The sequence below is a fragment of the Acinetobacter sp. LipI_19 genome, assembly GCF_058242925.1.
In genome coordinates this window covers 3,202,668-3,228,674 of the sequence record NZ_JBZAYK010000001.1, presented here as the reverse complement: position 1 = coordinate 3,228,674, position 26,007 = coordinate 3,202,668, and the positions used below count along the sequence as shown (strand labels likewise).

22 protein-coding genes and 1 tRNA gene are annotated in these 26,007 nt (G+C 36.2%); 9 read left to right on the top strand and 14 right to left on the bottom strand.

Going from position 1 to position 26,007, the window contains the following annotated elements; translation table 11 throughout:
• Positions 1-30 precede the first annotated feature (30 nt).
• The 9 genes from yajC to queA all read right to left on the bottom strand — a co-directional run bounded on the left by yajC (position 31) and on the right by queA (position 8,571).
• A complete protein-coding gene (gene yajC, locus AC4CVF_RS15585) occupies positions 31-360 on the bottom strand; it encodes a preprotein translocase subunit YajC (RefSeq protein ID WP_004723156.1) in 330 nt (109 codons plus the stop codon).
• A gap of 134 nt (positions 361-494) precedes the next feature.
• Positions 495-1,625, bottom strand: coding sequence for a tRNA guanosine(34) transglycosylase Tgt (gene tgt / locus AC4CVF_RS15580; RefSeq protein ID WP_419361111.1), 1,131 nt, complete (start codon positions 1,623-1,625; stop codon positions 495-497).
• Positions 1,626-1,899: 274 nt separating this feature from the next.
• Entirely contained in the window at positions 1,900-2,316 is a 417-nt protein-coding gene (locus AC4CVF_RS15575; RefSeq protein WP_419361114.1) for a hypothetical protein, read from the bottom strand.
• 238 nt (positions 2,317-2,554) lie between these two features.
• Positions 2,555-3,568, bottom strand: coding sequence for an AAA family ATPase (locus tag AC4CVF_RS15570; RefSeq protein ID WP_490789688.1), 1,014 nt, complete (start codon positions 3,566-3,568; stop codon positions 2,555-2,557).
• Positions 3,569-3,579: 11 nt separating this feature from the next.
• Positions 3,580-4,296 (bottom strand): nicotinamide riboside transporter PnuC, encoded by a 717-nt coding sequence (gene pnuC, locus AC4CVF_RS15565; protein ID WP_483770345.1) that lies wholly within the window; start codon positions 4,294-4,296, stop codon positions 3,580-3,582.
• Positions 4,297-4,660: 364 nt separating this feature from the next.
• Positions 4,661-5,230, bottom strand: coding sequence for a LemA family protein (locus AC4CVF_RS15560; RefSeq protein ID WP_336953415.1), 570 nt, complete (start codon positions 5,228-5,230; stop codon positions 4,661-4,663).
• A 19-nt stretch (positions 5,231-5,249) separates the two neighbouring features.
• Complete coding sequence (locus AC4CVF_RS15555; protein WP_336953414.1) at positions 5,250-6,275, bottom strand: hypothetical protein; 1,026 nt, start codon at positions 6,273-6,275, stop codon at positions 5,250-5,252.
• A gap of 88 nt (positions 6,276-6,363) precedes the next feature.
• Positions 6,364-7,386 (bottom strand): hypothetical protein, encoded by a 1,023-nt coding sequence (locus tag AC4CVF_RS15550; protein ID WP_490789687.1) that lies wholly within the window; start codon positions 7,384-7,386, stop codon positions 6,364-6,366.
• A 147-nt stretch (positions 7,387-7,533) separates the two neighbouring features.
• A complete protein-coding gene (queA, locus tag AC4CVF_RS15545) occupies positions 7,534-8,571 on the bottom strand; it encodes a tRNA preQ1(34) S-adenosylmethionine ribosyltransferase-isomerase QueA (protein ID WP_336953455.1) in 1,038 nt (345 codons plus the stop codon).
• 184 nt (positions 8,572-8,755) lie between these two features.
• On the opposite strand from queA, the gene AC4CVF_RS15540 reads away from it, so the two are divergent.
• The 5 genes from AC4CVF_RS15540 to AC4CVF_RS15520 all read left to right on the top strand — a co-directional run bounded on the left by AC4CVF_RS15540 (position 8,756) and on the right by AC4CVF_RS15520 (position 15,912).
• A tRNA-Leu gene (locus tag AC4CVF_RS15540) sits at positions 8,756-8,842 on the top strand.
• Positions 8,843-9,380: 538 nt separating this feature from the next.
• Positions 9,381-10,352: an aspartyl/asparaginyl beta-hydroxylase domain-containing protein gene (locus tag AC4CVF_RS15535; protein WP_336953412.1), complete on the top strand. Its 972-nt coding sequence runs from the start codon at positions 9,381-9,383 to the stop codon at positions 10,350-10,352.
• Between the two features lie 440 nt (positions 10,353-10,792).
• A complete protein-coding gene (locus AC4CVF_RS15530; protein ID WP_419328098.1) occupies positions 10,793-12,070 on the top strand; it encodes a sensor histidine kinase in 1,278 nt (425 codons plus the stop codon).
• Between the two features lie 138 nt (positions 12,071-12,208).
• The gene (gene glnE, locus AC4CVF_RS15525; protein ID WP_336953410.1) at positions 12,209-14,959 is read left to right on the top strand and encodes a bifunctional [glutamate--ammonia ligase]-adenylyl-L-tyrosine phosphorylase/[glutamate--ammonia-ligase] adenylyltransferase; all 2,751 of its coding nucleotides are present in this window, start codon (positions 12,209-12,211) and stop codon (positions 14,957-14,959) included.
• 26 nt (positions 14,960-14,985) lie between these two features.
• Positions 14,986-15,912, top strand: a complete 927-nt coding sequence (locus AC4CVF_RS15520) for a branched-chain amino acid transaminase (RefSeq protein ID WP_446083285.1) — start codon at positions 14,986-14,988, stop codon at positions 15,910-15,912.
• Between the two features lie 122 nt (positions 15,913-16,034).
• Here the strand turns inward: AC4CVF_RS15520 and AC4CVF_RS15515 are convergent, their stop codons facing one another.
• Positions 16,035-17,057 (bottom strand): NAD-dependent epimerase, encoded by a 1,023-nt coding sequence (locus AC4CVF_RS15515; protein ID WP_483770305.1) that lies wholly within the window; start codon positions 17,055-17,057, stop codon positions 16,035-16,037.
• A complete protein-coding gene (locus tag AC4CVF_RS15510) occupies positions 17,054-18,223 on the bottom strand; it encodes a nucleotide sugar dehydrogenase (RefSeq protein WP_490789686.1) in 1,170 nt (389 codons plus the stop codon). Before AC4CVF_RS15510 ends, AC4CVF_RS15515 begins: the two co-directional genes overlap by 4 nt.
• Positions 18,224-18,460: 237 nt before the next feature.
• On the opposite strand from AC4CVF_RS15510, the gene AC4CVF_RS15505 reads away from it, so the two are divergent.
• From AC4CVF_RS15505 to AC4CVF_RS15490, 4 genes are all read left to right on the top strand, one after another.
• Positions 18,461-19,228 carry a glycosyltransferase gene (locus AC4CVF_RS15505; protein WP_336953407.1) on the top strand — a complete coding sequence of 256 codons (768 nt, stop codon included), beginning with the start codon at positions 18,461-18,463 and terminating at the stop codon, positions 19,226-19,228.
• Between the two features lie 38 nt (positions 19,229-19,266).
• Positions 19,267-20,253, top strand: coding sequence for a Stealth CR1 domain-containing protein (locus AC4CVF_RS15500; protein WP_336953406.1), 987 nt, complete (start codon positions 19,267-19,269; stop codon positions 20,251-20,253).
• A 10-nt stretch (positions 20,254-20,263) separates the two neighbouring features.
• Complete coding sequence (locus tag AC4CVF_RS15495) at positions 20,264-21,022, top strand: glycosyltransferase family 25 protein (protein WP_490789685.1); 759 nt, start codon at positions 20,264-20,266, stop codon at positions 21,020-21,022.
• A gap of 97 nt (positions 21,023-21,119) precedes the next feature.
• A complete protein-coding gene (locus AC4CVF_RS15490; RefSeq protein WP_419328095.1) occupies positions 21,120-22,031 on the top strand; it encodes a glycosyltransferase family 32 protein in 912 nt (303 codons plus the stop codon).
• 98 nt (positions 22,032-22,129) lie between these two features.
• Here the strand turns inward: AC4CVF_RS15490 and AC4CVF_RS15485 are convergent, their stop codons facing one another.
• From AC4CVF_RS15485 to AC4CVF_RS15475, 3 genes are read right to left on the bottom strand one after another with little or no spacing between them, the layout of a single operon-like run.
• On the bottom strand, positions 22,130-24,061 hold the full coding sequence (locus AC4CVF_RS15485; protein ID WP_490789684.1) for an acyltransferase family protein: 1,932 nt from the start codon (positions 24,059-24,061) through the stop codon (positions 22,130-22,132).
• A 38-nt stretch (positions 24,062-24,099) separates the two neighbouring features.
• Positions 24,100-25,017 (bottom strand): lipopolysaccharide biosynthesis protein, encoded by a 918-nt coding sequence (locus AC4CVF_RS15480; protein WP_419359071.1) that lies wholly within the window; start codon positions 25,015-25,017, stop codon positions 24,100-24,102.
• 54 nt (positions 25,018-25,071) lie between these two features.
• The gene (locus AC4CVF_RS15475; protein WP_336953402.1) at positions 25,072-25,977 is read right to left on the bottom strand and encodes a glycosyltransferase; all 906 of its coding nucleotides are present in this window, start codon (positions 25,975-25,977) and stop codon (positions 25,072-25,074) included.
• Positions 25,978-26,007: the final 30 nt, after the last annotated feature.

Here is a 26,007-nt window from a genome sequence, read left to right as displayed (position 1 = left end):
AGTCGTGCTAAGTGCACGACCGTTTTATGATTAAAGGTTATTTAATGTGCCTTCAGGGAGTACTGAAATAACACTTGCACGTTGAACTTTGACTTCATTTCCTTTGCTTAATTCAACCACTGCAAAGTCGCCATCAATTTTTAGGATACGACCCATTAAGCCGCCTGCAAAGACAATTTCACTGCCAACACCTAAGCTTTCGATTAAAGTACGGTGTTCTTTTGCACGTTTTGCTTGAGGACGCCAGATGAGAAAATAAAAGATTGCAACAAATACCACAATCATCAATATGTTTGCCATCATGCCTGGGCCTTGTGCAGGCGCTGCTGCAGCGTGAGCAGAAGAAATAAATAAGCTCATTCTAATTTCCTAATGTTAAAAATTATCTGCCATTTTCATGGCTTTTAAATTGACTTGTTCAGCAATTTACCTTGTCTTGGGTTTCAGCGCAAATACTGTTGAATTAATCTTCAATTCAACTTTATATTGGGGCATTAGTCAGCAGGACAAGGAGGAACTTCTAAACCGCGACGTTGATAGAAATCAGTCACGTATTCATCAAAAGTTCCCTGATCTAAAGCATCACGAATATCTTGGGTAAAACGTTGGTAATAACGTAAATTGTGGATCGTGCCCAACATTGAACCGAGCATTTCACCACATTTTTCTAAATGGAATAAATAAGCACGGGTGAAGTTGGTACAGGTATAACAGTCGCAATGTGGATCCAGTGGCCTTTGATCATGACGATATTGGCTGTTACGAATTCGAACCAGACCATCGGTAACAAAATAATGACCATTACGTGCATTTCGAGTTGGCATGACACAGTCGAACATATCGACACCACGACGAATTGCTTCAACGATATCTTCTGGTTTACCCACACCCATCAAATAACGCGGTTTATTTTCTGGCATTTTTGCAGGCAGATAATCCAAAACTTTGATCATTTCTTCTTTGGGTTCACCCACAGATAAACCACCAATCGCAAAGCCATCAAAATCAATTTCTTTAAGACCGTTTAAAGACTCTTCACGAAGGTCTTCATACATTCCGCCTTGAATGATTCCAAACAATGCGTTTCTATTTTTTAAAACATCGTGATGCTGTGTTTTACAACGCTTCGCCCAACGTAATGACAGTTGAAGCGATTTCTGTGCTTCTTCATGGGTTGCTGGGTATGGCGTACATTCATCAAAAATCATCACAATATCTGAGTTCAATGTATGTTGAATGTCCATTGAAATTTCAGGAGATAAAAAGACTTTTGAACCATCGATAGGTGAGCGGAAAGTAACCCCTTCTTCTTTGATTTTACGCATAGCACCCAGACTGAATACTTGGAAGCCGCCTGAATCAGTAAGAATCGGTTTGCCCCATTTCATAAACTCATGCAAACCGCCGTGTTCACGGATAACATCTAGTCCAGGACGTAAGTAAAGGTGGAAGGTATTGCCTAAAATAATTTGTGCTTTGATATCTTCGATATCGCGTGGCAACATGCCTTTAACTGTGCCATAAGTTCCCACAGGCATGAACACAGGTGTTTCAATTACACCATGTTCTAAAGTTAAACGACCACGACGAGCACGCCCCGACTGACCTAATTTTTCAAACTTCATAAATAACCTAAATCTGGCGAAAAAACAGTTCGCTGATTGATAATTGCAAAAGGGGGCTATTTTCCCTGATTTTATGGTCGAATACCAGTCATGTTGTTTTTCATAATGTTAAATTTAAAATTATTGATTTAGCGCTGTGAACATCAATAGATTAATGCAAGAATCATTTTTTATAGTTGAATAATTATTGTTTGAATATCAAGGTATTATTTTTATACAATTAAAAAGCGAAGAGTGGTTCGCTTTTTAACTTAGATTTGGACAAGATAGAAAATTAGTCTTTTGCCTTACGACCAATAATAATCAAGGCGATAATTCCCAGAATCATGATAAATATCCCATAATGATTCCAAAAATTACGTTGCATTTTATTTTCTTGGTATTCAGGATTTTTACCTAATGTTGCAATGACATCATCAGGCAATTCATAAAAAGTATCTGGCTCTGCATCAGTCATGCCGACCAAGGTGCAGTCCCAAGTTTTGACATCTGCCCATAAGACTCCAAAGTGACTACATTTATATCCTGCATTTAAACTTTTAAGATCATCATATTGACTTAATATTTCTTGTGGAAATGGTCCAACCTTAAACATTTCATCGCCTGTATTGAAAACTAACAGGCCTTTCGCTTGAGCAGGCGCTTGCCAGAGAAAACACAGACATAACATCATGAATAATTTTTTTAACATTTGATTTACTCCAATCTTTAGATTGTCTTTTTATTAAGTTGATCATTTTTAGTTGATCGTTTTGTTCTAAAAATAGTCATTTTTTAGCGGTTTGAAAATATCAGAAAATGATCGAAATGTCATTTTTTATGTTGAAAATAAACACAATTATGGCTAAATTTTTATTCAAATTTCCCTGTAGTGATTTAGGTAATATGTTTCGAGTCAACTATGCTCAATCGCCATAATCTATTCCTGATCATGGCTTTAAAGCTGACCCAAAAAAATTATTGAATTTATCAAACTGATTTAACACTTGTTCAACCTTGGCAATCCTTTGTTCTAAACTTCCTGTTAAAGCGATGTATGGAATCCGACGTTGTTTGAGATCTGCAATAATTTGTTGATGAAAAATAGCTCTTTTTTGTGGGCCACTACGATCCCAGGTGTCGTCATAAGCAATATCATCTTCACATAAGAAAAATAAGTCATAGCGCTGTGCATTTTCGAGTGCAAGTTGTTTGAGCTGCTCCGGTAGTCGGCCATGATAATCCATACAAAACATCGCTGTGGTTATCGCGTTGGTGTCTACAAATAAATAACAGTTTGCATCTAAAGTGGCCTGATCTTCGTAGGCGATATGACGATCTGCAATAATGTTGAAATCCTCAAAACCGATACGACGATCAACTTGGTAAGTTTCCCAATATTCACGCCCATATTCTGGGGCAAAAGTTGTTGCATACTTTTTCGCAAGTGCTTCAACTAAGGTAGACTTGCCTGTAGACATAGCACCAACAAAGACGACTTTGCTAATCAAATCTGCATAGACACAGTTGGGAATAAACTTCCGATTTTGGAAGGCATTTGCTCGAATCATTGTAGCGGAGATCGGCACCTGTAGACGTGGCTCATCCACTCTACGATCAATTGCATTGAGTGCCCTGCTGACATGCGTACCATAAAATTCACTACTATAAAAATGCGAAATTTTCACACCATTGAGCTTTTGAATGATGTAATTTTCTTGTTCTATTTCAAAAGCCCGATCATTGGAATAACCCTCAGGCCCATCCCATGCCTCAATCACATAAATTTGAGGAAATAAATCTCTGATCCATTGGGCGCGAATGTTCAAGGGAATGGTTGTAATTGAACTTTGATAGATCAATACATATAGCTCATCCACTTCCTGTAATGCTGTTTCAAATACATGTACATGCCCTGCATGTAAGGGGGCATATTTACCAAGTGTCAGTCCGATTTTTTTCATAGTTGTTAAATTCAATAGGATGAGTTTGAATGGTTTTGTGCAAGTTTATTCCAATTATAGTAACCGTAGATGGCATTGATCAGAAAGGCCGACCACATCAATAACATCATTGCACCATCACCACTCCCATCAAGGGTTCGGATCGCCCACATTAAAATACTGAATATATTTAATGCAATATAGAACCACCATTGCTCTTTAAAACGCAGCAGCATCAAAATCGTTGCCGAGATTGCAAGAATATTGGTGGTTGCATCTATATAAGGCGTATTTTGAGTGGAAATTTGGGCAAGTAGGTAACCGAGTATAGCAATACAACCTATATTGCTCAGGATGATCAAAATCAAATAAGCATGCCGAAGGACATACGCCTGCTGTAATTGTTTTTCTGTGGTATGTTTCTGCCAAAGTAGCATGCCGATCAAAGCAGTTGGGACAAAGAACAAGAGATTCAGTCCCATTTCGCCATAAAGCCCGTTGTTATAGCAAATCCATGCATAAGCACAGCTATTGAATAAACCAAAACTATAATTGAGAATATTGCCTTTTGCTGCCAATACCACACAGAGAATTCCGCTGAGTAATACCACGAAATTAAACCATGTATCCTGTTGAACTAAGGTAATGATACAGCCGATGAAAATAAAACTAAAAAGCCAAACAATTTCAAATACATTCCAATTTTTGAAAAGAAGTCGAAAGGGTGAGGGAAAAAAGAGTTTCAACATAGGGTTTGTAATTCTAACGAATGCTGCTGGTGTTATTTGCTGGTAATTTATACCGGATTTAAATCTTACAGACGATTTGAAATTTCAGTTTAATCGTATGCAAGGACTGGATTGTTGCCTATTGTTTTTTACCAAGCCTTTTATATATGCATTATCATGATTCATTTTTAATGTATTTAATCAAGGGATGTTTGATCAAAGAATCTTCCCAACATTTCTTTGAGACTAGCATGTTTTTACCGCTACGTATTACCTTGCGAAACGATATTTTTCATCATTTAGAATAACTAAATTTCGTATTTCGTAGCTAGTATCGCTTAAAAAACACACGTAGTCGCAAACTTCGACGAATTGTCTACAGACCTTAGTTAAAATTAGGTTTGTAATCAAAATTCTGAGTGACCACATTGTCTGAAAATGGACGAATTGTTTTCTTTGCCAAAGTAATGGTATTGATCATATTGTTGGGGAAAATTTCGATGGTGTTATTAAATTCTTCAACATTACGGTTAAAGATGGTGATTGCTGCACCGACATTTTCATTTTGTTCTTGAATATCATCCATCATTTTTGCATACAAAGTATCCGCTTTGAGTTCAGGATAATTTTCAACCACCACATTTAAACTTTTCATTAAATCTTGATTGAGTTTTTCAACATGTTGCAGTTGAGAAACATCGGTATTGTTTAGATTTAGATTCAAAATTTGCTGACGTAACTCGGTCACTTTTTCTAAAGTTGATTTTTCAAACTGTGTATATTGCACCAAAGTTTGCTCTAAAGTTTCCAGTGTTTTTACTTTCTGGCGTTCAAAATTGGCAACCTCAGCCCATGCACGTTGTGTCGCATTGAAATAACGCACAATGTTATTTCTAACCAGAATACCCCAAACGATCAGAACAATAAAAATCCCAATAAATATGATTAAACCCATTTTGATTATTCCTTTTAATTTATGAAATCAAGTTTAGCATGCACTGTTTAAATTTTTCATATTCAGGCATGGTTAATGTTCTTAAATGTCCACGAAGTGCTGAAATATCCTGAAGCTTTTGTTTTTTACGACGAATGCGAAAGAGATCTTGATCTCCCATATAGCACAGCATATTTTCTTCAAAATGATAAACAATATCACCTGAATAGTGTTGAAAAAAATCACTTAATTTTAAGGTGATACTTGGACTAATGGTACGGGCAAGTTGATGTTGATCATAGCCAAAAATATATAAATTTTGATTGACCAGAATATCCGCAGTTTTCCATATTTGGGTATAGGGCGGAATAAATTCATGGTGTTTATTACTGGCAGCAAAGCCGAGGGCGGGTAATTGAAAAATAAAAGCGCCCCAGTGGTTTTTATGGGTTTCCTTAATTTTCTGTTTTTCACCCTGAGTATTGGGCAGTGAAAACTCATCGACATAATGATACTGAAACAACATCACATGATGTTCTTGTTCACCATCAAACCATTTGGTGGATGCAAATTGTTCAATCTCGTTCAACACATTGCCTTGCGAAAACAATGGAAAACTTTGTTTTAACTTGCTCATGACCAAAAAGGTATTGCTTGTTGTGGAGATATGACTTGGAGTTTTATTGAAATCTAATTCGTAGCGGAGAAACATCATGCGCTGTTCTAAAAAATTTATGACTTCATCAATTGGATCGCTTTGCTCATAAATTAAATAAGCACCAAAACAGCATAACAAGGCTGCTAATAGGCTCAGTGGATAGGGAATATAGTGATGAATCAGCCAACCAAAAAGTGCAGTCATTACCCCAATCATAAATAGCAGTCTGGGGATGAGGTTATGAAAAAATAATTCTCTACATTCTCCCCACGGATGTAACCCATCTAAAATATCTTGTGCAGATTGAGCCTGTTGTCCAATTTCCCAAAGCCGAGCGATATTGCGCATCACATGTTTATTTTTTCTTGTACGTAGGTGAAGTAATCGCTCAACGGTTTCTATAGGCATGGCAAATCATCATGATTAAAGGATATTAAAGTTCAAATTCCAGATTGATAAGTATGCGATAAATTATTGTATCGACAAAGTAAATTGTTTATTGTTCAACTTTATTTGTCTCATAATGGGGTTGGATTTCTTGTAGAATTGTGATCATTGAATCTTTTAGCTGTTCATAATTAGGCATGTTCATACTTTCAAGTTGTGCAGCTAAATCATGTACAGTTTGAACTTTATCGACTTGCATCTGCGGTTTGGTAATATCCGTTTTAAACAGCCAGCACAAAGTAGGGCGCTGGACTTGAACATAAAAATCACCTTTAAAATAAGCCATGGCTTGTTCAAGCATTAATACATGATTTGGTGTGAAAAATTTGGCAAGTTGCATTTCATTTGTACCACTTAATTGGTACTGATTGTCGAAACGAATATCCCCACTCGACCATTTTACGCCAAGACGGCAGGCTCGATTTTGTTTAGATGAAATACTGATACCTTGAGCAGGGAAGTTCTCTAGGATGATCCCCCATAAATCATAATGACGATATTCAATCTTTTTCTTACCGTCTGAATCACGAGTTTCGACTTCATCCACATAATGATAATTAAACAGCATATATGGATAGTTGATACTGTTGATCTGCCAAGCGCCATAAATGCAATGACCAATGGTATTTTCATGATCCCCTAAACCAAATAACGGGAAATTATAGGGAGACTCAATATTTTCATCAAAGGCATTGGGATAGAAGCGAATTTGATATTTCACTTCTAGGTTCTTTTGATGAGTATCCTCAATCAATTGATTGAGGGCTTTTGTCGAAGTGCGCTTATAGAAAGCAAAAGCCACACTAGCGACTGTTGCTAGTAAGAGTATCGGGTGGGTAAAAATAGCCAGTACAAATAAGCCAATCGCAATCGCGATAAAAAGCCAAAAAGTATAATTTTGAATAGACAGACTCGGATCATCTTGCCAATTCTTTAAGCTTGTAATGATCTGTTCAAAATCTTGATTTGATGAGAGTAACTGATTGATCGCATGTATATTGTGCTGAGTCTTGCCATTGTTGGCGTGTTGTTGGCTAAAAGCATTTTGAATTTTTGTGAGTAAATCATTCATCTTTATTCATTATTGTGGCAAGTGCTTAGATGCCTGATTGTAACGAAAAAATGATTTTGAATGCAAAGTGTCGTGTTTAAACCACACTTTGCATATTGGTAGTCTGACTAAGCAATAACTTTTAAATAGGTTGCGCTTCGTTAGACCTTAGCCATTTGCGTTTTCAATCAACATTGCATCGCCATAACTAAAGAAACGATATTTGCTTGCAACAGCATGTTGATATGCGTTCATAATATTGTCACGGTTGGATAATGCAGATACCAACATTAACAAGGTAGATTCTGGTAAATGAAAGTTGGTGATCAAGCGATCAACCACACAGAACTGATACCCTGGATAGATAAAGATTTGTGTATCGCCTGTCCATGCGGCAATTTTTCCCCCAGACGCTTGCGCTGCACTTTCTAAGGCACGTGTTGCTGTCGTTCCGACGGCAATTACTTTGTTGCCACGTGCTTTGGTTTCTTGAATCAATTTTGCAGTTGCTTCAGGCACATCACACCATTCACTGTGCATGATGTGATTTTCGATCTGATCTGTGCGTACTGGTAAGAATGTTCCAGCACCCACATGCAAGGTTACAAAAGCTTTATTTACGCCTTTTTGCTCTAATTTTTCTAATAGGGCTTGGTCGAAATGCAAACTTGCTGTCGGTGCTGCTACGCTTGCCAATTTGGTTGGATCGTTAAACACGGTTTGATAGCGTTCTGTGTCAATGGCTTCTGCTTCACGGTTAAAGTAAGGCGGAATAGGTAATTGTCCATATAAATCTAAAACTTGCAAAATAGGCTGAGAAAATTCCACCACAAATAAGTTTTCATGACGCCCTGTTACCGTCACTTTAACTTCATCTTTGCCAATAAATAACTCAGCACCTGCTTTAGGCGAATTACTGGCTTTGATATGACAATGTGCAATGGTCTGATCAAAAATACGTTCAACCAAAACTTCAATAGCACCACCAGAGGCGCGTTTACCTTTTAAACGTGCTTTCATCACTTTGGTATCATTGAGTACCAATAAATCACCTTCATTGAATAAATCAAAAACATCGGTGAAGTGAAGATCTTGGTATGAACCCTCTGCATTGAGATGTAAAAGGCGAGAAGCGCTACGTGTTTCAAGTGGGTAGCGCGCAATGAGTTCGTCGGGAAGTTCGAAATTAAAATCGGAGAGTTGCATCATGAGGAAGAAAAACTGACATTTGGGATTTAAAAACTGCCGCTAGTATAGTCGTTTTTCAAATTAATGGCTGAAATTGATGTTTTATAATCCAAAAAAACCAGATCTGCCTTAAAATTAAACAAATGTGAAAACTTGTCGTTGACAAGAAAATGAAACGCGCTATTATACGCACACAACCTCTCCCGAGGTGGTGAAATTGGTAGACGCGGTGGACTCAAAATCCACTGTCAGCGATGACGTGTCGGTTCGAGTCCGACCCTCGGGACCATATATTATGAAAAGCCTTCAAGCATATTTAGACTTGAGGGCTTTTTTTATTGTTTGAAATTGGTGCTATCAGAACTTAAGAAACCAAATAAGAACATGAGTGCTTTAAAAAGAAAAAAACTGATTTTGATCAGTATGGACCAATTAATAGATTGGCATTTAAATGATGGTTTCGATGTTTAATTAAAATTACGTAATTTCTAGTGTTCCATCGCTCCCTCTTTAATGACGCATTTTTATAACAAGTATCAGTATGCGAGAAATAGCGCCTGATCACTTAACAACAACAGTTAAAATTTTTAATTTCAATCATTTAAAACTTAACCAAAGGTGTACATATTTCTTGCCTATAAGAAAATTAATTAATTATAGTTAAAAGTATTTTAAATAATTTGAAACTATTTTATTTTTTCTCGCTATTTCAAAAAATATCTAAATGATCTTTATGCAGGTTGTTCAGCAAAGAAGATTGGCTTTATTTAAGGAAAATCAAGGACACATCATGGGGATTCATAAATCATAATCGGAGTAAAATTATAATGAATCTAAGTATTATGATCATCATTGGTTTAATCGTGTATTCGATAGCAGCCATGACTTATGTATACCGTTGGCGAGGAAATGTACGTTATGACTCACTCTCACAATATTTAAGAAAAAGCTGGCCAATATTTGCACCATTTAACTGTGTTCTTTATATGACGACACGCAGCTTTGCAAAAAAACCGATATTGGATGCTGATTTTTTAGAAAATATTGAAGTACTTAGAGCCAATTGGATAATTATTAGAGATGAAGCAATAGCATTAGAGTCATCGGGTATATTTGAAGTGATCAAGACACCTGGAGCAGACGGTTATTATGATGTTGGTTTTCGCACTTTTTACAAACGTGGTTGGAGTAAATTTTACTTAAAATGGTACGGAACAACGCATGTTTCTGCGCAAAGATTATGTCCTAAGACATTGGAGTTACTTAATCAAGTTCCTGCTATTCGAGGTGCCATGTTTTCACTGTTACCGGCGGGTTCTGAACTGAGCTTACACGCTGATCCGATTGCTAGTAGCTTTAGGTATCATCTCGGTTTGGTGACACCTAACTCTGAAACTTGTCAAATTAATATTGATGGACAAACTAGTACTTGGTTCAATGGTAAAGACTTTGTCTTTGATGAAACATATCCACATTTTGCATATAATACAGCGAATTCAGCGCGATTGATTCTGATGTGTGATGTTGATCGTCCAATGAACATATTTGGACGAATTTTTAACAGCGCTTATCGTATTCTTGTTAAAGGTACTGTTGTTCCAAATACACCTGAAGATAAAAGAGGGGTGTATAGTGCTATTTTTAAATTTTTTGCACCATTTAGACAGTATTCAATACAATTTCGTGAAAAGCATTTCAAAACTTATAAAATACTCAAATTCATTTTAAATATGAGCCTGCTATCCATCATTTTTATCGTCTTGTATGGGATGATCTATTTTTTCGAAATGCTTTTTTAAGGGATTAAAATAACTCATTTCCTCAATCATTTGAGAGATAACTTTAGTAAAGTTGTTGCTGAATTTCGCTATTTTGTCTTTGATCTTTGCAACCTCTCTGTCACTTATACATGCCAATAGCTTGATAAATACTTTATGGTTTGATTGCGATGATTTAAATTAGAGGTTTTTATCAAAAGCTTGGTTTTTTCTATTTAAATCATAAAAATATATAAAGCAGTAACTGATTGTGCATGTTAAATAAAATGTGAAATTTATCGAAAATTTCATCCCATTGTTTTTATTTGATTGTATTGCTGTTATATTGTTTTATGTGAACATTTGTAAGTGTTTCTCTAAAGCGATGTTTTCAAGTTTGTATGTGTTTGGAAGAAGTTGATATTTAAACGTTGGCGATTTAAATAACTAGCGTGTTAACTGAAAGTGCAAATGAGGTAAACATGAAATTAGAATTCTTAGAAGCTCATCAGACTGAACAGCTTAGTGCTTGTCAACTATCGTTGATTTTAGGTGTTTATACCACAGACAATAAAATTGAACGTTATTTACGTGTAGCTCGTGCTGTTCTCAATGTAGAAAATGCTTTTTTTACTTTTCATAATGAACCTTATATTTGGGTTGCCGATGAAAGTAGTGATTTTAAAGCAGCATCTATTGCTTGTAAATTGAGCTTATCACCATATTTTGGCAATCAGTGCATCGTTTCAGAAATGCATAAAAATTATGAAAAATTCTCACAATATATGGTTGAAATTGGGATAAAACACCAACGTTTATTGTGCTACGATTTTAAGTTAGAAGATAACGACTCTATTGCACATGTTTATTTCTATGATAATAAAAAAACAACATTTACAAGCAAGCAACAGGCTTTATTAGAAGAACTTAGCTTAGGTTTGGTGACGATCTTAGAGCGTAAATCTGAATCCCAAGATTACTATGAGTTATATGAACAAGAACGCGCTTTAAATTTTAGTAAAACTAAGTTTTTCCAAGTTATTGCTCATGATTTACGTGCGCCTTTTCATGGATTGATTGGCTTCTCAGATGTCTTAGCAAACGAGCGTGAAACTTTGAGTGAAGAAGGTGTACAGGATATTGCAGATTATTTGCACGATACCTTGCAATCGACCTATTCCTTACTTGAAAACTTACTCAATTGGGCGATGGCAGAAGGTGGGCGCTTTGTTTATCACCCAATTAATTTTAAATTAAAACAGACCACAAAGATTGTTTACGATGTGCTTAAGCCTTTGGCAGTGAATAAAAATATACAACTGATTGAAAATGTTGCTGAAGATTTAAGTGTTTTTGCAGATATGAATATGGTGACCTCGGTGATTCAGAATTTGGTTTCGAATGCCTTGAAGTTTACCCGTACTGATGGTTCTGGAAAAGTTTCCATTGTTGCGCATCCAGTAGGAAAAGATATAGAAATTATTATTCATGATACTGGTTTGGGAATGACTCAGTCGCAAATTGAGCAGCTGTTTGAACCACAGATCAAAGCCAGTATAAAAGGTACGATTGGGGAGCGAGGAACAGGATTAGGGCTGGTTCTATGTAAACGGTTTGTGGATCTCAATCATGGAAAAATCTCAGTAAGCTCTAAAACAGGTGAGGGAACGACTTTTATTGTTGCTTTACCTGCTGCAAAAAATACCCATCAAGCTTTGGTTTGTCCTGAAATCAAGCAAGATAAAATAAAAATTTCATAATTTTATATTTGAATAATTTAGATTGATTGTGAGTGGTGGTTTTTTGAGCTTTGTTTTTTAAGAAAAGTACAAAAACCTCCCTAAATGTAAAGCAAACTGCTATAAATAAGCTGATAAAACATAAGTACAGGCTTTTCAATGAACATTGAGCAATTGCAAAAAACATTACATGCAAGTCAGTATGCAGAACAAGTATTAAGTCTACATCAAGCCACTTTAGAACATGATTATGCAATTGATCAATTTCAACAATCGCTCAGTACAGCACAAATTCAACAACTCGTTTACGATCATTTAGTCAATATTCAAGATGAAAATACGTGGATGAAAGTCTTACGTATTCTTCGTGCACGCTTAATGTTTCGTTGGATTTGGCAAGATGCTAACCAACTGACCAATGTGGTGAAGTTGACACGAGAACTGTCTGATTTTGCAGATGCCTGTATCATTGCAGCAAAAGATTTTGCTCGGATTCCTTTGCTGGCAAAACATGGCGAACCGATAGGTTATAACGGCAAGCTTCAAGATTTGATCGTCATTGGGATGGGCAAGCTTGGGGCACAAGAGCTGAACTTATCTAGTGATATTGACCTGATTTTTGCCTTTGATGAGCAAGGAGAAAGCAATGGTCGTAAGTGTATTGATGTACAGCAATTTTGCATCTTGTGGGGGCAAAAGCTGATCTATTTATTAGATCATATTACTGCAGATGGTTTTGTATTTCGTGTGGATATGCGTCTACGTCCTTGGGGGGATGGTTCAGCACTGGCAATAAGTCATGTGGCTTTAGAAAAATATTTAAGTCAGCATGGGCGCGAGTGGGAACGTTATGCATGGATTAAGGCGCGTATTATCACAGGTGGACAAGACGGTGATAGTTTATTGGATATGACCCGCCCATTCGTTTTTCGTAAATATGTAGATTACACCGCTTTTGAAGCCATGCGTGAAATGAAAGCCATGATTGAACGTGAGGTGGCTCGGCGTAACATTGCAGACGATATTAAGCTGGGCGCAGGTGGTATTCGTGAAGTTGAATTTATTGTGCAGGTTTTTCAGCTGATTTATGGCGGAGCAAAATTAGAGTTACAAGACCGCCAATGCCTTGTTAGCCTAAAACATTTGGGTGAGGCGGGATTACTCGATCATCAATCCGTTGAGGATCTTGAAGAGGCTTATCTATTTTTACGACGTGTAGAGCATGCTATTCAAGCCTTGAATGACCAGCAAACACAATCTTTACCTACAGAACCTGAACTTCGTCAGCGAATAATTGATACCTTGGGTTTTGATGATTGGGCTGCTTTTATTGATTTTCTCAACCAAAAGCGCAGCAAGGTGACTTTCCAATTTGAGCATTTGATTAAAGAAAAAGGACTTGATTCTCCGATTGAAAGTTTTAGTCAGTTGGAAAGCCAGCTCAATGAGATCTTAGACCGTAATGCACAAAATCTGATTCATGAGTTTTGGTATGGTCATGCAATCAAGAAACTGCCTGCTAAAGCTGTACAGCGTTTAAAAGAATTTTGGCCGCATTTGGTTGAAGCAGTCCTACAGTCGAATAGTCCGCAAGTGGCTTTAATGCGATTGATGCCGTTGGTCGAATCTGTAATGCGCCGTACCGTGTATTTGGTGATGTTGATTGAAAGCAAAGGGGCGTTGCAACGTTTGGTCAAAATGGCGACAGTTAGTCCGTGGATTTGTGAGGAGTTGACTCATTATCCTGTTCTTCTGGATGAGTTTTTATCCATGGATTTTGAACTGCCTCGACGAGATTATTTGGAAGATTCGCTCCGCCAGCAATTACTGCGTATTGAAATCGATCAAGTTGAAGATCAAATGCGAGTATTGCGCTTATTTAAAAAATCCAATGTGCTTACCGTTGCTGCAAGCGATGTGCTGGCAGAAAGCCCGTTGATGAAAGTTTCGGATGCTTTAACAGATATTGCAGAAGTTTCTGTGATTGCAACATTAAACTTGGCTTATCAGACAGTTGCTAAGCGTCATGGTTATCCTGTCGATGCAGAAGGCCTGCGTTGTTCATTAGACCATATGGCCTATGCTGTGATTGGTTATGGCAAAGTAGGGGGCATTGAGCTAGGCTATGGTTCAGACCTCGATCTAGTTTTTATTCATTATATGGATGAACAAGCAGATACTGATGGTCAAAAGGCCATTAGTGGCTTTGAATTTGCCATGCGTGTTGCGCAAAAATTTATGTCTCTGATGACCACACAAACTTTAGATGGTCGAGTCTATGAAATTGATACCCGTTTACGCCCTTCTGGTGAAGCAGGCTTATTGGTCACCAGTTTAAAGGCATTTGAACAGTATCAACTCAAAAGTGCCTGGTTGTGGGAACATCAAGCAATTGTTCGAGCACGCTCAATTGCAGGTGAGCAAAGCTTAAGAGCAAAATTTGAAGAATTACGCTGTAGGGTTCTCACATTACCAAGAGAAGAAGAGACAGTTCGCAAAGAAGTCCTGAACATGCGTCAGAAGATGAAAGATCATTTGGGTTCCTCAAAAGATCAGAAAAAAGATGGAATTTTTCATCTAAAACAGGATGCAGGTGGTATCGTTGACATCGAATTTATGGCACAGTATGTCGTATTAGCCTGGAGTGGGACGAATCCTGATCTCGCCCATTATTCCGACAACGTACGAATCCTTGAAGATGCCGCAAAGGCAGGTTGCTTATCCAGCGACGATGTATCCGCATTGATTCAAGCTTATCTCAGTGAACGCGCCGAGAGCCACCGTTTGGCACTTGCAAATCATAATATGCAAGTGAGTGCTGCGGATTGGCACGATACCCGAGAGGTCGTTTGCAAGTTATGGCAAAGATTAATTGATCCAACAGCGAGTTTCGCTTTGGAAAGTGAATAATTGTGTAAAAATTTGGAGTGTGCGCCATGAATTTGGCTGATCGTGATGGTTTTATTTGGCAAGATGGACAAATGGTTGATTGGCGTGAAGCTAAAATTCACGTCTTAACTCATACATTACATTATAGTATGGGTGTTTTTGAGGGTGTCCGTGCTTATGAAACACCTAACGGTACTGCGATTTTCCGTCTCCAAGACCATACAAAACGTTTGTTAAATTCTGCAAAAATTTATCAAATGAAAGTTCCATTTGATCAAGCAACTCTTGAACAAGCTCAAATTGATGTTGTCCGTGAAAATAAATTGGCGTCATGCTATTTACGCCCAATTATTTTCATTGGTTCGGAAAAATTAGGTATCGCTGCAACTGATAATACCATTCATGCGACAATTGCTGCATGGAGCTGGGGTGCTTACCTTGGCGATGAAGCAATGGCGAAAGGTATTCGTGTTAAAACCTCATCATTTACGCACCATCACCCTAACGTGACCATGTGTAAAGCCAAGGCTTCAGGTAACTATACTTTGTCTATTCTTGCACACCAAGAAGTGGCACATTCTGGTTATGATGAAGCGATGCTTATGGACCCTCAAGGGTATGTATGCCAAGGTTCAGGTGAAAATGTATTCTTAGTAAAAGATGGTGTATTACATACACCAGACATTGCTGGCGGGGCATTGGATGGGATTACGCGTCAAACGATTATCACCATTGCGAAAGATATGGGGATTGAAGTTGTTGAACGTCGTATTACCCGTGATGAATTTTATATTGGTGATGAAGCATTCTTTACTGGGACTGCTGCTGAAGTGACGCCGATCCGTGAATATGATGATCGTGAAATTGGTTCAGGCGCTCGTGGTCCGATTACTGAGAAGATTCAGAAAGCATTCTTTGATGCTGTTCAAGGTAAAGATCCAAAATATGCACATTGGCTGACTTATGTAAAATAAGTGGCTGCATGCAAAAAAAGGATTCCTAGAGGAATCCTTTTTTTGCTTAGATCTGGCTGTTGTAATAATTGAAAAAAAATTCAAAGGCTAAAATTTAGCTTTAAACTAAATAAAAGCCTTAATTAAACTTGATAAAAATCTCGATACCAATCTACGAATTGTTTAACACCATCTTCAACAGAGACCGATGGTTTGTATCCGACCATCTGTTCTAAAGCACTGCTATCCGCAAAAGTATCCGGCACATCACCTGGTTGTAATGGAAGTAATTCTAAAATTGCTTCTTTGCCTAAGGCTTTTTCAATAGCATGAATATATTCAATCAATTTTACTGGATTGTTGTTGCCGATATTGAAAATACGGAAAGGCGCATAACTGGTCGATGGATCAGGATTTTTGCTGTTCCAATTTGGATCAGGTTGCGCAATTTGATCACTTGAACGAATCACACCTTCCACAATATCTGAAATAAAAGTGAAGTCACGGGTATGGTTGCCGTGATTGAAAACAGGAATAGGTTGGTCTTCAATAATGTTCTTGGTGAACTTAAACAAAGCCATGTCTGGACGGCCCCAAGGACCATAGACAGTAAAAAAGCGTAAGCCTGTTGTTGGTAAATTGAAGAGATGGCTATAACTGTGCGCCATGAGTTCATTGGCACGTTTCGTTGCGGCATAGAACTGTACAGGATGGTTAACGCCATGTTTTTCACTAAATGGCATGGTGGTATTTGCACCATAAACACTACTGGTACTGGCATAAGTTAAATGTGGTGTTTTGGCATAACGGCATGCTTCAATAAGATTGGTAAAGCCAATTAAATTACTTTCGACATAGCTCAATGGATTTTCTAATGAGTAACGGACACCAGCTTGTGCAGCCAAATGAATCACCCGATCAAATTGATGATCTTGAAAACATTGATCAACGATTGCTTTATCGGCAAGATTGGCATGAATAAAAGTGAATATTTGCTGGGTTTGTGCCGCCGTATCTTTGAGAACCGCTAATCGGGCTTGTTTTAATGCGGGGTCATAGTAATCATTCATATTGTCAAAGCCAACAACATCATCACCACGTTCTAAAAGTTTTTTTGCAACATTGAAGCCAATAAAACCTGCTGCACCTGTGACGAGGACTTTCATTCATCTGCTCCGAAAATATCTCGTGTATAGACTTTATCTAATACATCACTTAAGTCATTAGAAGCCCGATTGGCAATAATCACGTCACTTTGCTGTTTAAATTGTACTAAATCATTGACGACTTTGGACTTAAAGAACTGGTCTTCTTGTAAAGTCGGTTCATAGACAATCACTTCAATACCCTTGGCTTTGATGCGTTTCATCACACCTTGGATTGCGGACGCTCTAAAATTATCTGAACCACTTTTCATCACTAGGCGATAAATACCAACTTTATTGGGGTTACGTGCAATCACTGAGTCTGCAATAAAGTCTTTACGCGTGCTGTTTGAGTCAACAATGGCTTGAATCAAATTACTTGGAACGTGATTATAGTTGGCTAAAAGTTGTTTGGTGTCTTTGGGTAGGCAATAGCCACCATAACCAAATGATGGATTATTATAGTGATTACCAATACGTTGATCTAAACAAACACCATCAATAATTTGATGAGTGTCTAAGCCAAAAATTTGCGCATAGGTATCCAGTTCATTGAAATAGGCAACGCGCATAGCGAGATAGGTATTGGCAAATAACTTAATTGCTTCAGCTTCAGTTGAATCGGTAAATAAAACAGGGCTGTCTTTTTTGATGGCCCCTTCGATCAATAAGTCAGCAAACAGTTTTGCCCGATCAGATTTTTCCCCAACAATAATGCGGGAAGGGTATAAATTGTCATGCAATGCCTTTCCTTCCCGTAAAAATTCTGGAGAAAAAATAATATTTTCAGTGTGAAATTTTTCTTTTAAACTCTTGGTGAAGCCGACAGGGACAGTTGATTTAATCACCATCACTGCATTGGGGTTGACCTCTAAGACTTGCTGAACTACGCTTTCGACACTTTGCGTATTAAAATAATTGGTTTTGGTGTCGTAATCCGTTGGTGTTGCAATAATCACAAAATCTGCATTGCAATACGCTGCTTGGTAATTTGTCGTAGCTGTAAAATTTAATGATTTTTCTTTTAAAAATAATGAAATATCCGCATCTTGAATGGGCGATATTTTATTGTTGAGCAAGTTAACCTTAGATTCTAAAATATCTACTGCAACAACTTCATGATGTTGTGCAAATATCATTGAATTGGATAAGCCAACGTAACCTGTTCCAGCGACTGCTATTTTCATAAAAACCTAATATAGAAAATGTGCTTGCAAAAGTTGTATTCAATTTCACAGTGCATTCATTCAAAAAAGATTGCTCAATAAAATATCGAACAATTAAAATGATCATGCTCAATGTGAATTGTTAACGCATCATAGCATATTCTCATGAAACAAATTGTTCAGCATATGCAATCGAATACAGTAACTTGGCGAGGGTAATGGTATGATATGGCGATTGCTCAGGTGGAAGATTGATGCATGCAGGTCAATGAATCAAATTTACAGTCGAATTTAGTTGAATCAGAACAGAATATCGTTTTGTGTATGAAGTGGGGCAGCAAGTATGGTGCTGAGTATGTCAATCGCCTATATAACATGGTGAAACGACATACCACAATTGATTTCCAAATGGTGTGTTTGACTGATCGTACGGAAGGTATTAATCCCGAAGTTCAATGCTTTCCAATTCCGCCATTAGCATTACCTGAAGGAAGTCCTGAGCGAGGATGGAATAAACTATCTACTTTTGAACCCAATTTATATGGTTTAAAAGGCAATTTATTATTTCTAGATCTTGATGTGGTCATTGTAGACAATATTGATGATTTCTTTACTTATCCCGGTGAATTTCTAATTATTCACGATTGGAAACGTCCTTGGCGTGTGACCGGAAATAGCTCAGTTTATCGTTTTAAGTTGGGCACCTTTCCTGAAATTTTGCCGTATTTTCGTGAAAACTTTAAAGAAATTAGTCATAAATTCCGAAATGAACAAGAGTATTTATCGTGGTATGTCGATCAGCAGCAAAAACTAAGCTACTGGCCAAAAGATTGGTGTAAGAGTTATAAATACCATTGCTTGCAAAAATTACCATTGGCTTATTTTAAGCCACCAGTAAAGCCACAAGATGCCAAAATTATTATTTTCCATGGGGAAATTAATCCACCTGATGCTGTGACTGGCGGTGGTGGTAAATGGTATCGTTATGTGTTGCCTTCAGACTGGATTAAAGACGCTTGGCAGTAATTTTATTTAGATCATTAGAAAATTTGAGAACAATATAGATGCAAAACCTTGATATCGTGATTGCTTGGGTCGATGGCAATGATGTTGAGTTAAAACGTAAACGTCATCAATACCTCACAGGTGGAGATGCCTCAGATGCTGTGAGCGATACACGTTTTGCTAGTAATGATGAGATCTATTACAACATTGCATCTATATTGAAGTATGTACCTTTTTGCCGTCATATTTTCATTGTTACAGATAATCAGCAGCCTGAATTTTTAAATGAATTTGCAACACAAGGTCTTTGTGATGCAAATAAAATTCGTGTCGTTGATCATCGTGAGATTTTTGCTGGTTATACGCAATTTCTACCCACGTTTAACACCCGGTCAATTGAAAGCATGTTATGGAATATTAACGGGCTTTCAGATTATTTTATCTACTTAAATGATGACTTCTTTTTCAATTCACCTGCTCAAATTGAAGATTTTCTTGAAGCCAATAAAATCGTCACCTATGGACACTGGAAAAGTTGTTTTAGTTACAAGGCTAAGCTGAAATATCGTCAGTTTTTAAATCGAAAATTTAATAAACCGATTCAACCTGGTCATGTGATTGCACAAATGCTGGGTGCTGATATTCTAGGCTTTAAAGAATTTTTTGAAATCCACCATTATCCACATTGCGTAGATCGTAAAATTTTAAGTGAATACTTATTGCATCATCCAGACCTATTAGAAACACAGATTAAATATAAATTTAGAAGTGTCGAACAGCTAAATCCGATTTCATTGATGAATCATTTAAAGATTCAAAAAAATGAAGCAGTTTTAAAATCTGATTTAGCTTTGGCTTATTTGAAGAATGCTGAAAGCTTACCTGAGTTTGTAGAAGCATTGAATCAAGGCAATATTAAATATGGTTGTATCCAAAGTTTAGATCAACTAAATTCTGAGAATGCTGAACAGGTACGTCTTAAGATGATCGATAAATTATATGATTATTTACCTAAATCAGTTATTTCAGCCAAAGTTTTATCGTAGGAAGCCCATCATGAAAGTTAAAACATATCTGATAAATTTAGATGGTAGTGATGAGCGACTTGCTCGCGCAACAGAACAGTTACAGGCGGTAAACTGGGAGTTTGAGCGTTTTTCTGCTTACGATGGACGTGGCAAAGGATTGTCATCTTTTCAGGATTATGATGATGCGTTGACGCAGCAAACTTTAGGAAGACGGTTACTCAATTCTGAGCTAGGGTGTTATCTCAGTCATTATGGCTGTGCTCAGAAATTTTTAGCAAGTGATGCAGATTATCTTGTTGTCCTAGAAGATGATATGAAAATTACAGCTGATTTCAAACAGTCTATGGATCAAGTTTTAAATTATTTAGATACGCATCCAGACTTAGACTGGTATCTGATTAATTTAGCTGCGAAGAAGAAAAAGTTAGCCAAAGACATTACTCAGTTTGATCACTATTCATTGTGGCACGCTTATTATTTTCCTATTCGTGGTTTGGGGTTAATTTGGTCACGAAAGGGTGCTGAGGCGTTTATTGCACAAGGTAAAACAATTGCGATGCCTGTTGATATCTTTTTCCAAACTTGGTTGAGTAAGAGTGGAAAAGGATTAGGTGTTTGGCCTGCTTTTGTTCGTCCAGCAGGTTTGGACAGCGATATTTTAGGTACAGTTGCAACACAGGGAATATCTCGTAAAGAGAAAGAAAATCGTGACCATTCTTATGGTTTTAAGAAGCAAAAACGTATGTGGCGTGATCGGGTATATGCTCTTAAACATCTTTATTTTTAATTGTATTAAGATGTAATTGGATAATTGTTGGTTAAATATACTGTGTAAAATGTATTTTTATCAGTATTGCTTTAGGTAAACGTTGTGGATCTATTATATGAAAATTTTTAAAAAATTATTTTATTTAGCTAAATTTCATATGATGTACTATTATAAAATTAGACATACCAATAAAAAAATTGATAATTATGCAGGACAGCTCATTTTTAATCCTGTTACTACTTCTATTGAGTTACCTAAAAAAATTTGGATTTATTGGGAAGGACGTTTCCCAGAGTTTGTAGAAAAATGTGTCGAAAATATTCGTGAAAAAAACCCATCTTATCAAGTATATGTACTTAACCCAAAAAATGTAAGTGAGTACAGTGATATTGACTTTTCTTTATTGAAGGATGCGACGCCTCAACAAAAGGCTGATCTACTCAGATTTGATCTTTTATATCAGCATGGTGGGATCTGGTTAGATGCCAGTATAATTCTTTATGATAATTTGGATTGGATTACTGAACTGATGCAAAATAATCAGACAGAATGTTTTTCTTATTACCGAAAAAAAAATACTACGAATATCGATTATCCAGTATTGGAGAATTGGTTATTGGCAAGTGTTAAAAAAAATGTTTTCTTTAAGCATTGGTATGATGAATTATATTTAGCAATTCAACAAACGCCTAAATGCTATGTACAAAATATTCAAAAAACTGAAAAAAATAGCAAAGATATTTTTCAAAGAATTAGTAATTTGGAATATTTAGTGGCTTATGTCGCATGTCAGAAAGTGCTCAGACGATCTTTCCCAAGCATTACTTTAATCGATTGTGATGAAAATGCCTTTTACTACCAAGTGAAAAATCGCTGGGTAAAAGAAAAGATTTTGATTGATATGGCAATTAATTATCCAGCTGAAGAATATCCTAAGTTAATAAAACTTGCAGGAAAAGAGCGTAATTATTTATGCCAATATTATGATAAAGGAATGTATTTTAAAGGATCTTTTATTGATTTTTAACTTAGAACTCATTCAATCATGTTAAAAAATAAGCTTTGATCTCTTTTCTGAAATCAAAGCTTATTTAGACTAAAATCCTAGCTGACCCAAATTTTTAACTAGTTTGAAGTAGATAAAAACTGTTTAAGTACTTTATATTTAGGCTGTTGAGTAAAATACTCTTCAGAGGACAATGAACCAAAAACAGATAAATGGCGACCATCCAAAGAGTAAGGAATACTTTCTTTTGCCATATGATTTGGTTTAAACAAATCTGCTTGAGTGAGCAATAACGTATTTGGATAGTGCTGAGTCGTATCTGTAATGAGCCGTGAAGTATTTTTTTGCTGTTTAGCTTTAACATTATCAAAATAACTATTTAGATTGAAATTTCGATGTAACCACAATGACCGTTTGTATAACATGCTAATGTTTGCATCAAATGCATAAGGCTCAGACATTACAATCACTTTCTTATGTGATTGATTCGCTAGTTCGAGCAAATTTTTAAAACTTTGTTCTTGATGCTGTTGCACAATATCGGACCAGCGACCTGCAAAAATTAATACACTATATCGATCTATATTGTTTTTTAAGTAATTTCGATTAATCATACATTGCTGGTAGGCCGTTGAATTCTTATCCCCTGTGAATTGATCATCCGTACTTGGATAACACCAATTTGTAGTAATTGCATGGATATTTAAGTTGAGTTTTTTACCCAGATAATGCCAAAAGGGAATATTATGTCCAGCAAAAGAATCACCAAATAAAAGTACTTTTTGAGCATCAGTTTGTTTCGATCCAATATGGCATTCAAGTCCTTGTTGACCTACCTTAAGGCTGTGATCATCTTTAATATTATAAAAACACCAGCCATTGGAAACCTTTGGCATTTCAAGTTTTTCATTGTGTTTTAAATAGAGTGAATCGGCACGATTTTTTAAACCGTCTTTATTTATATATGAATAGAGTGCGGATGAAGAGATCAGGATGATAAAGAATAATAAATAGGAGTAATATACCTTAATACTGACTAAATATTTTCTTGAACTTTCAATATATTTATAGCTTAACCAGCCTAAAATAAAAGAGATCAGAATCCCTAGACTAATATTGACTATGTTTTTTTCAAAGAAAAAATATCCAAGTAAAAAGGCAACTGGCCAATGCCACAAATAAATAGAGTAAGAAGCACTGCCTATATTTTGAATAAATTTAAATTTGGTGAAAACTGAATTTTGTTGGTTAGCAATAAGAATAAGCATCGTTCCAATTACAGGAACTAATGCGTTATAACTTGGCCAGATTGTATCTTGACCAAACAGGACTAAGCTTAGTGCAATGAATGAAAAACCAACAAGTTCAAAAAAATATTTTATGGGTTGAGTTGGCGTATATGTTCTAAAATAATAATAAGCCAAGCCACCCGCAAGCAACTCCCAAGCACGAGAGGTGAGCTTAAAAAAAGCATAGATTGAGTCTTTAGAAGAGATATAAATTGAGAAGCTTAAAGATGAAATACATAATAAAATTAAAAATATTCCTAAGAATTTTTTATTTTGAATAATTTTAAAATATAAATAAACAAGAATAGGAAATAATATATAAAATTGCCATTCTACTGATAAAGACCATGTATGAAGTAAGGCCTTATCATGAGAACTTACTGCAAAATAATCACCTGCTTGACGATAATATAAGTCATTAGATAAAAAACTTAGACTATATTTTGCATCTTTAGCAAACAGTTTGAAGTCTTCTGGGATGAAAAAAAACCATCCGCAAATTGTCATGATTAAGATGACAAAGAAAAGTGCAGGAAAAATTCGTGTGATTCTTGCTAAATAAAAGTTTATAAAAGAAAAACTATTTTTTTCAAGGTTCTCAATAATGATTTTGGTCATTAGATAACCAGAAATAACAAAGAAAACATCGACACCTAAGAATCCAGCAGAAAATCCTGAAACCCCAAAATGGAATAGAACAACAAGTATTACAGCATAGGCGCGAAGCCCGTTGATATCATCACGGAAATTTTTGGTTTGCATATTAAAAACAAATTAAGAGCTAAGGTGAATCCAAAACTTTATAAAAGCTTTGGATCTAATTTCTCAAAAGACTCTATCGCACTTTTCAGTGAAAGATTGTAAACTTTAATATTCTGCTTGTTTAAATAGTGAGAAGCGGCCTCAAATGCTGGAAATATTTCCGTTAAGTATTGGTCAAGCATCGTTGGTTGTTTGTTACCGCTTTTTTCATAAAAACGTGGTTGATTAAAGTTATTCATATCTAAACCTGCTAAATAAATTTCTTCATAAGACAGAGAATAAATAATTTGTAATGCGACATATGACACTGTGAAATAATCAAAAATAGAATCACGAATATGCAGAGAGAATCCTTTACCATCTTCTAAATAAAAATAGTCTTGATGGGGATTAATAGTGAGACGGGGACCTAAAAATCGTTCAGTTACACCATCCGTAATCGTTTCAATGACTTTGATCTGACATTTAATTTGGTCAGGATTGATTCTTCTTAGAATGATGTCTAGACAGCGATGAGTGGTGAAAAAAGTACATTGACTTTGAAGTACTTTGAGTACTAAATCAAAACGATTTTTAGTAAAATTAAAGTCGATAATGACATAATATTTAAATTGAACATAGTCCAATGAGATTGAACCATTAATTCCGATATAATCTATATCTTGTCTTTTAAAAACATCTTCTGGGCATTTTTGAACGGAAGGACCAGTTGCAACCAGCATGCTTTTTTTACAAGAGCGTGTAGGCATAACTGAATTGTCAGCAATGAGTTTCTTACGAAAATACACCTGATCAATTCCACCAAGTTCATTCCTTTTAACGGAATAATAAGGCCAGTATTTACGATTATGTCGATGTGTTTTAGGATGGCTATGTTTATAAATAAATTTATAGATATTTCTTAAAACAAAATTTGAAAAGAATAATTGAATCGATTTTGGTGTTTTATGGTTCATATAGAGTCGTAATGAGAAAAGGATTGAAGATGGATAAAATGTCTATTCGACAATTTATCCATCTAAAGTAAATGTGGGCTTTTTAAATTTAGCTTTAATTTTTCGGATTTGCTTACTCAACCAATTGGTTTCTTGGTCTGGGCGAGTCACTTTATTCCCTTGGTAGTTAATTTGAGTTGCTTTTGAAAAAGTTCCAAAAGGTTCAATTAAATAATTTTCAGGTTTATAGCCAAGCTCTAGTGCTTCCGCATAATATTGATCAAATAACTCAACTAAATCTTGGCGAGGATGAGGCATTATTTTGCCATCAAACCAATGTTTTTGATTCGCTTTGGCAAGACGTGGAATTGCATATTTATGACTAAATTGAGTTCCCATGTCCGAGTAGTGTAATACTTTAATTTGTTCGATCGCTAAGTCTTCACCATCAATATTATTATAAGAATCTTGATAAGGTTCAACTAATTGAGGCTTGTCTTTGATAAGACGCATTAAATTTTTATGACTCTCTGGATTCGTGCGGATTTCATCAAGTGGTGGGAGGTATTGTTTGGCTTTCTCACAATCCCATACACAAGTACATAAACGCGCTGTACTTTTCCCGCCTTTAGCGATAACGATTGCATCATTATTCATAGGGTGTGACCAAAGTTCTGCAATATCACAGAGTACGACCACATCAGCATCCATATAAATTGCGCGACCTGTGAAATTACATAACTCAGGTATTGCCCAACGGAAACCAGAAAAAGGTGTTGCCCATTTTTCTGTAGACCATCCATTACCTGTTTCTTGGTCGCTATACCACGGACTATTTATGTCATGACTAAGTTGCATCCAAATAAATTCAACATTATGCTGTGTATGTTTACGAACACTATGTTCTAATACCATGAGTTGTTCAAGATCACAGTTATTTGGATCGCAACCTACAAAAATTTTAATGTTTTCACTAATCATTATTTATAGCCCCTAAATCACATTTATTAG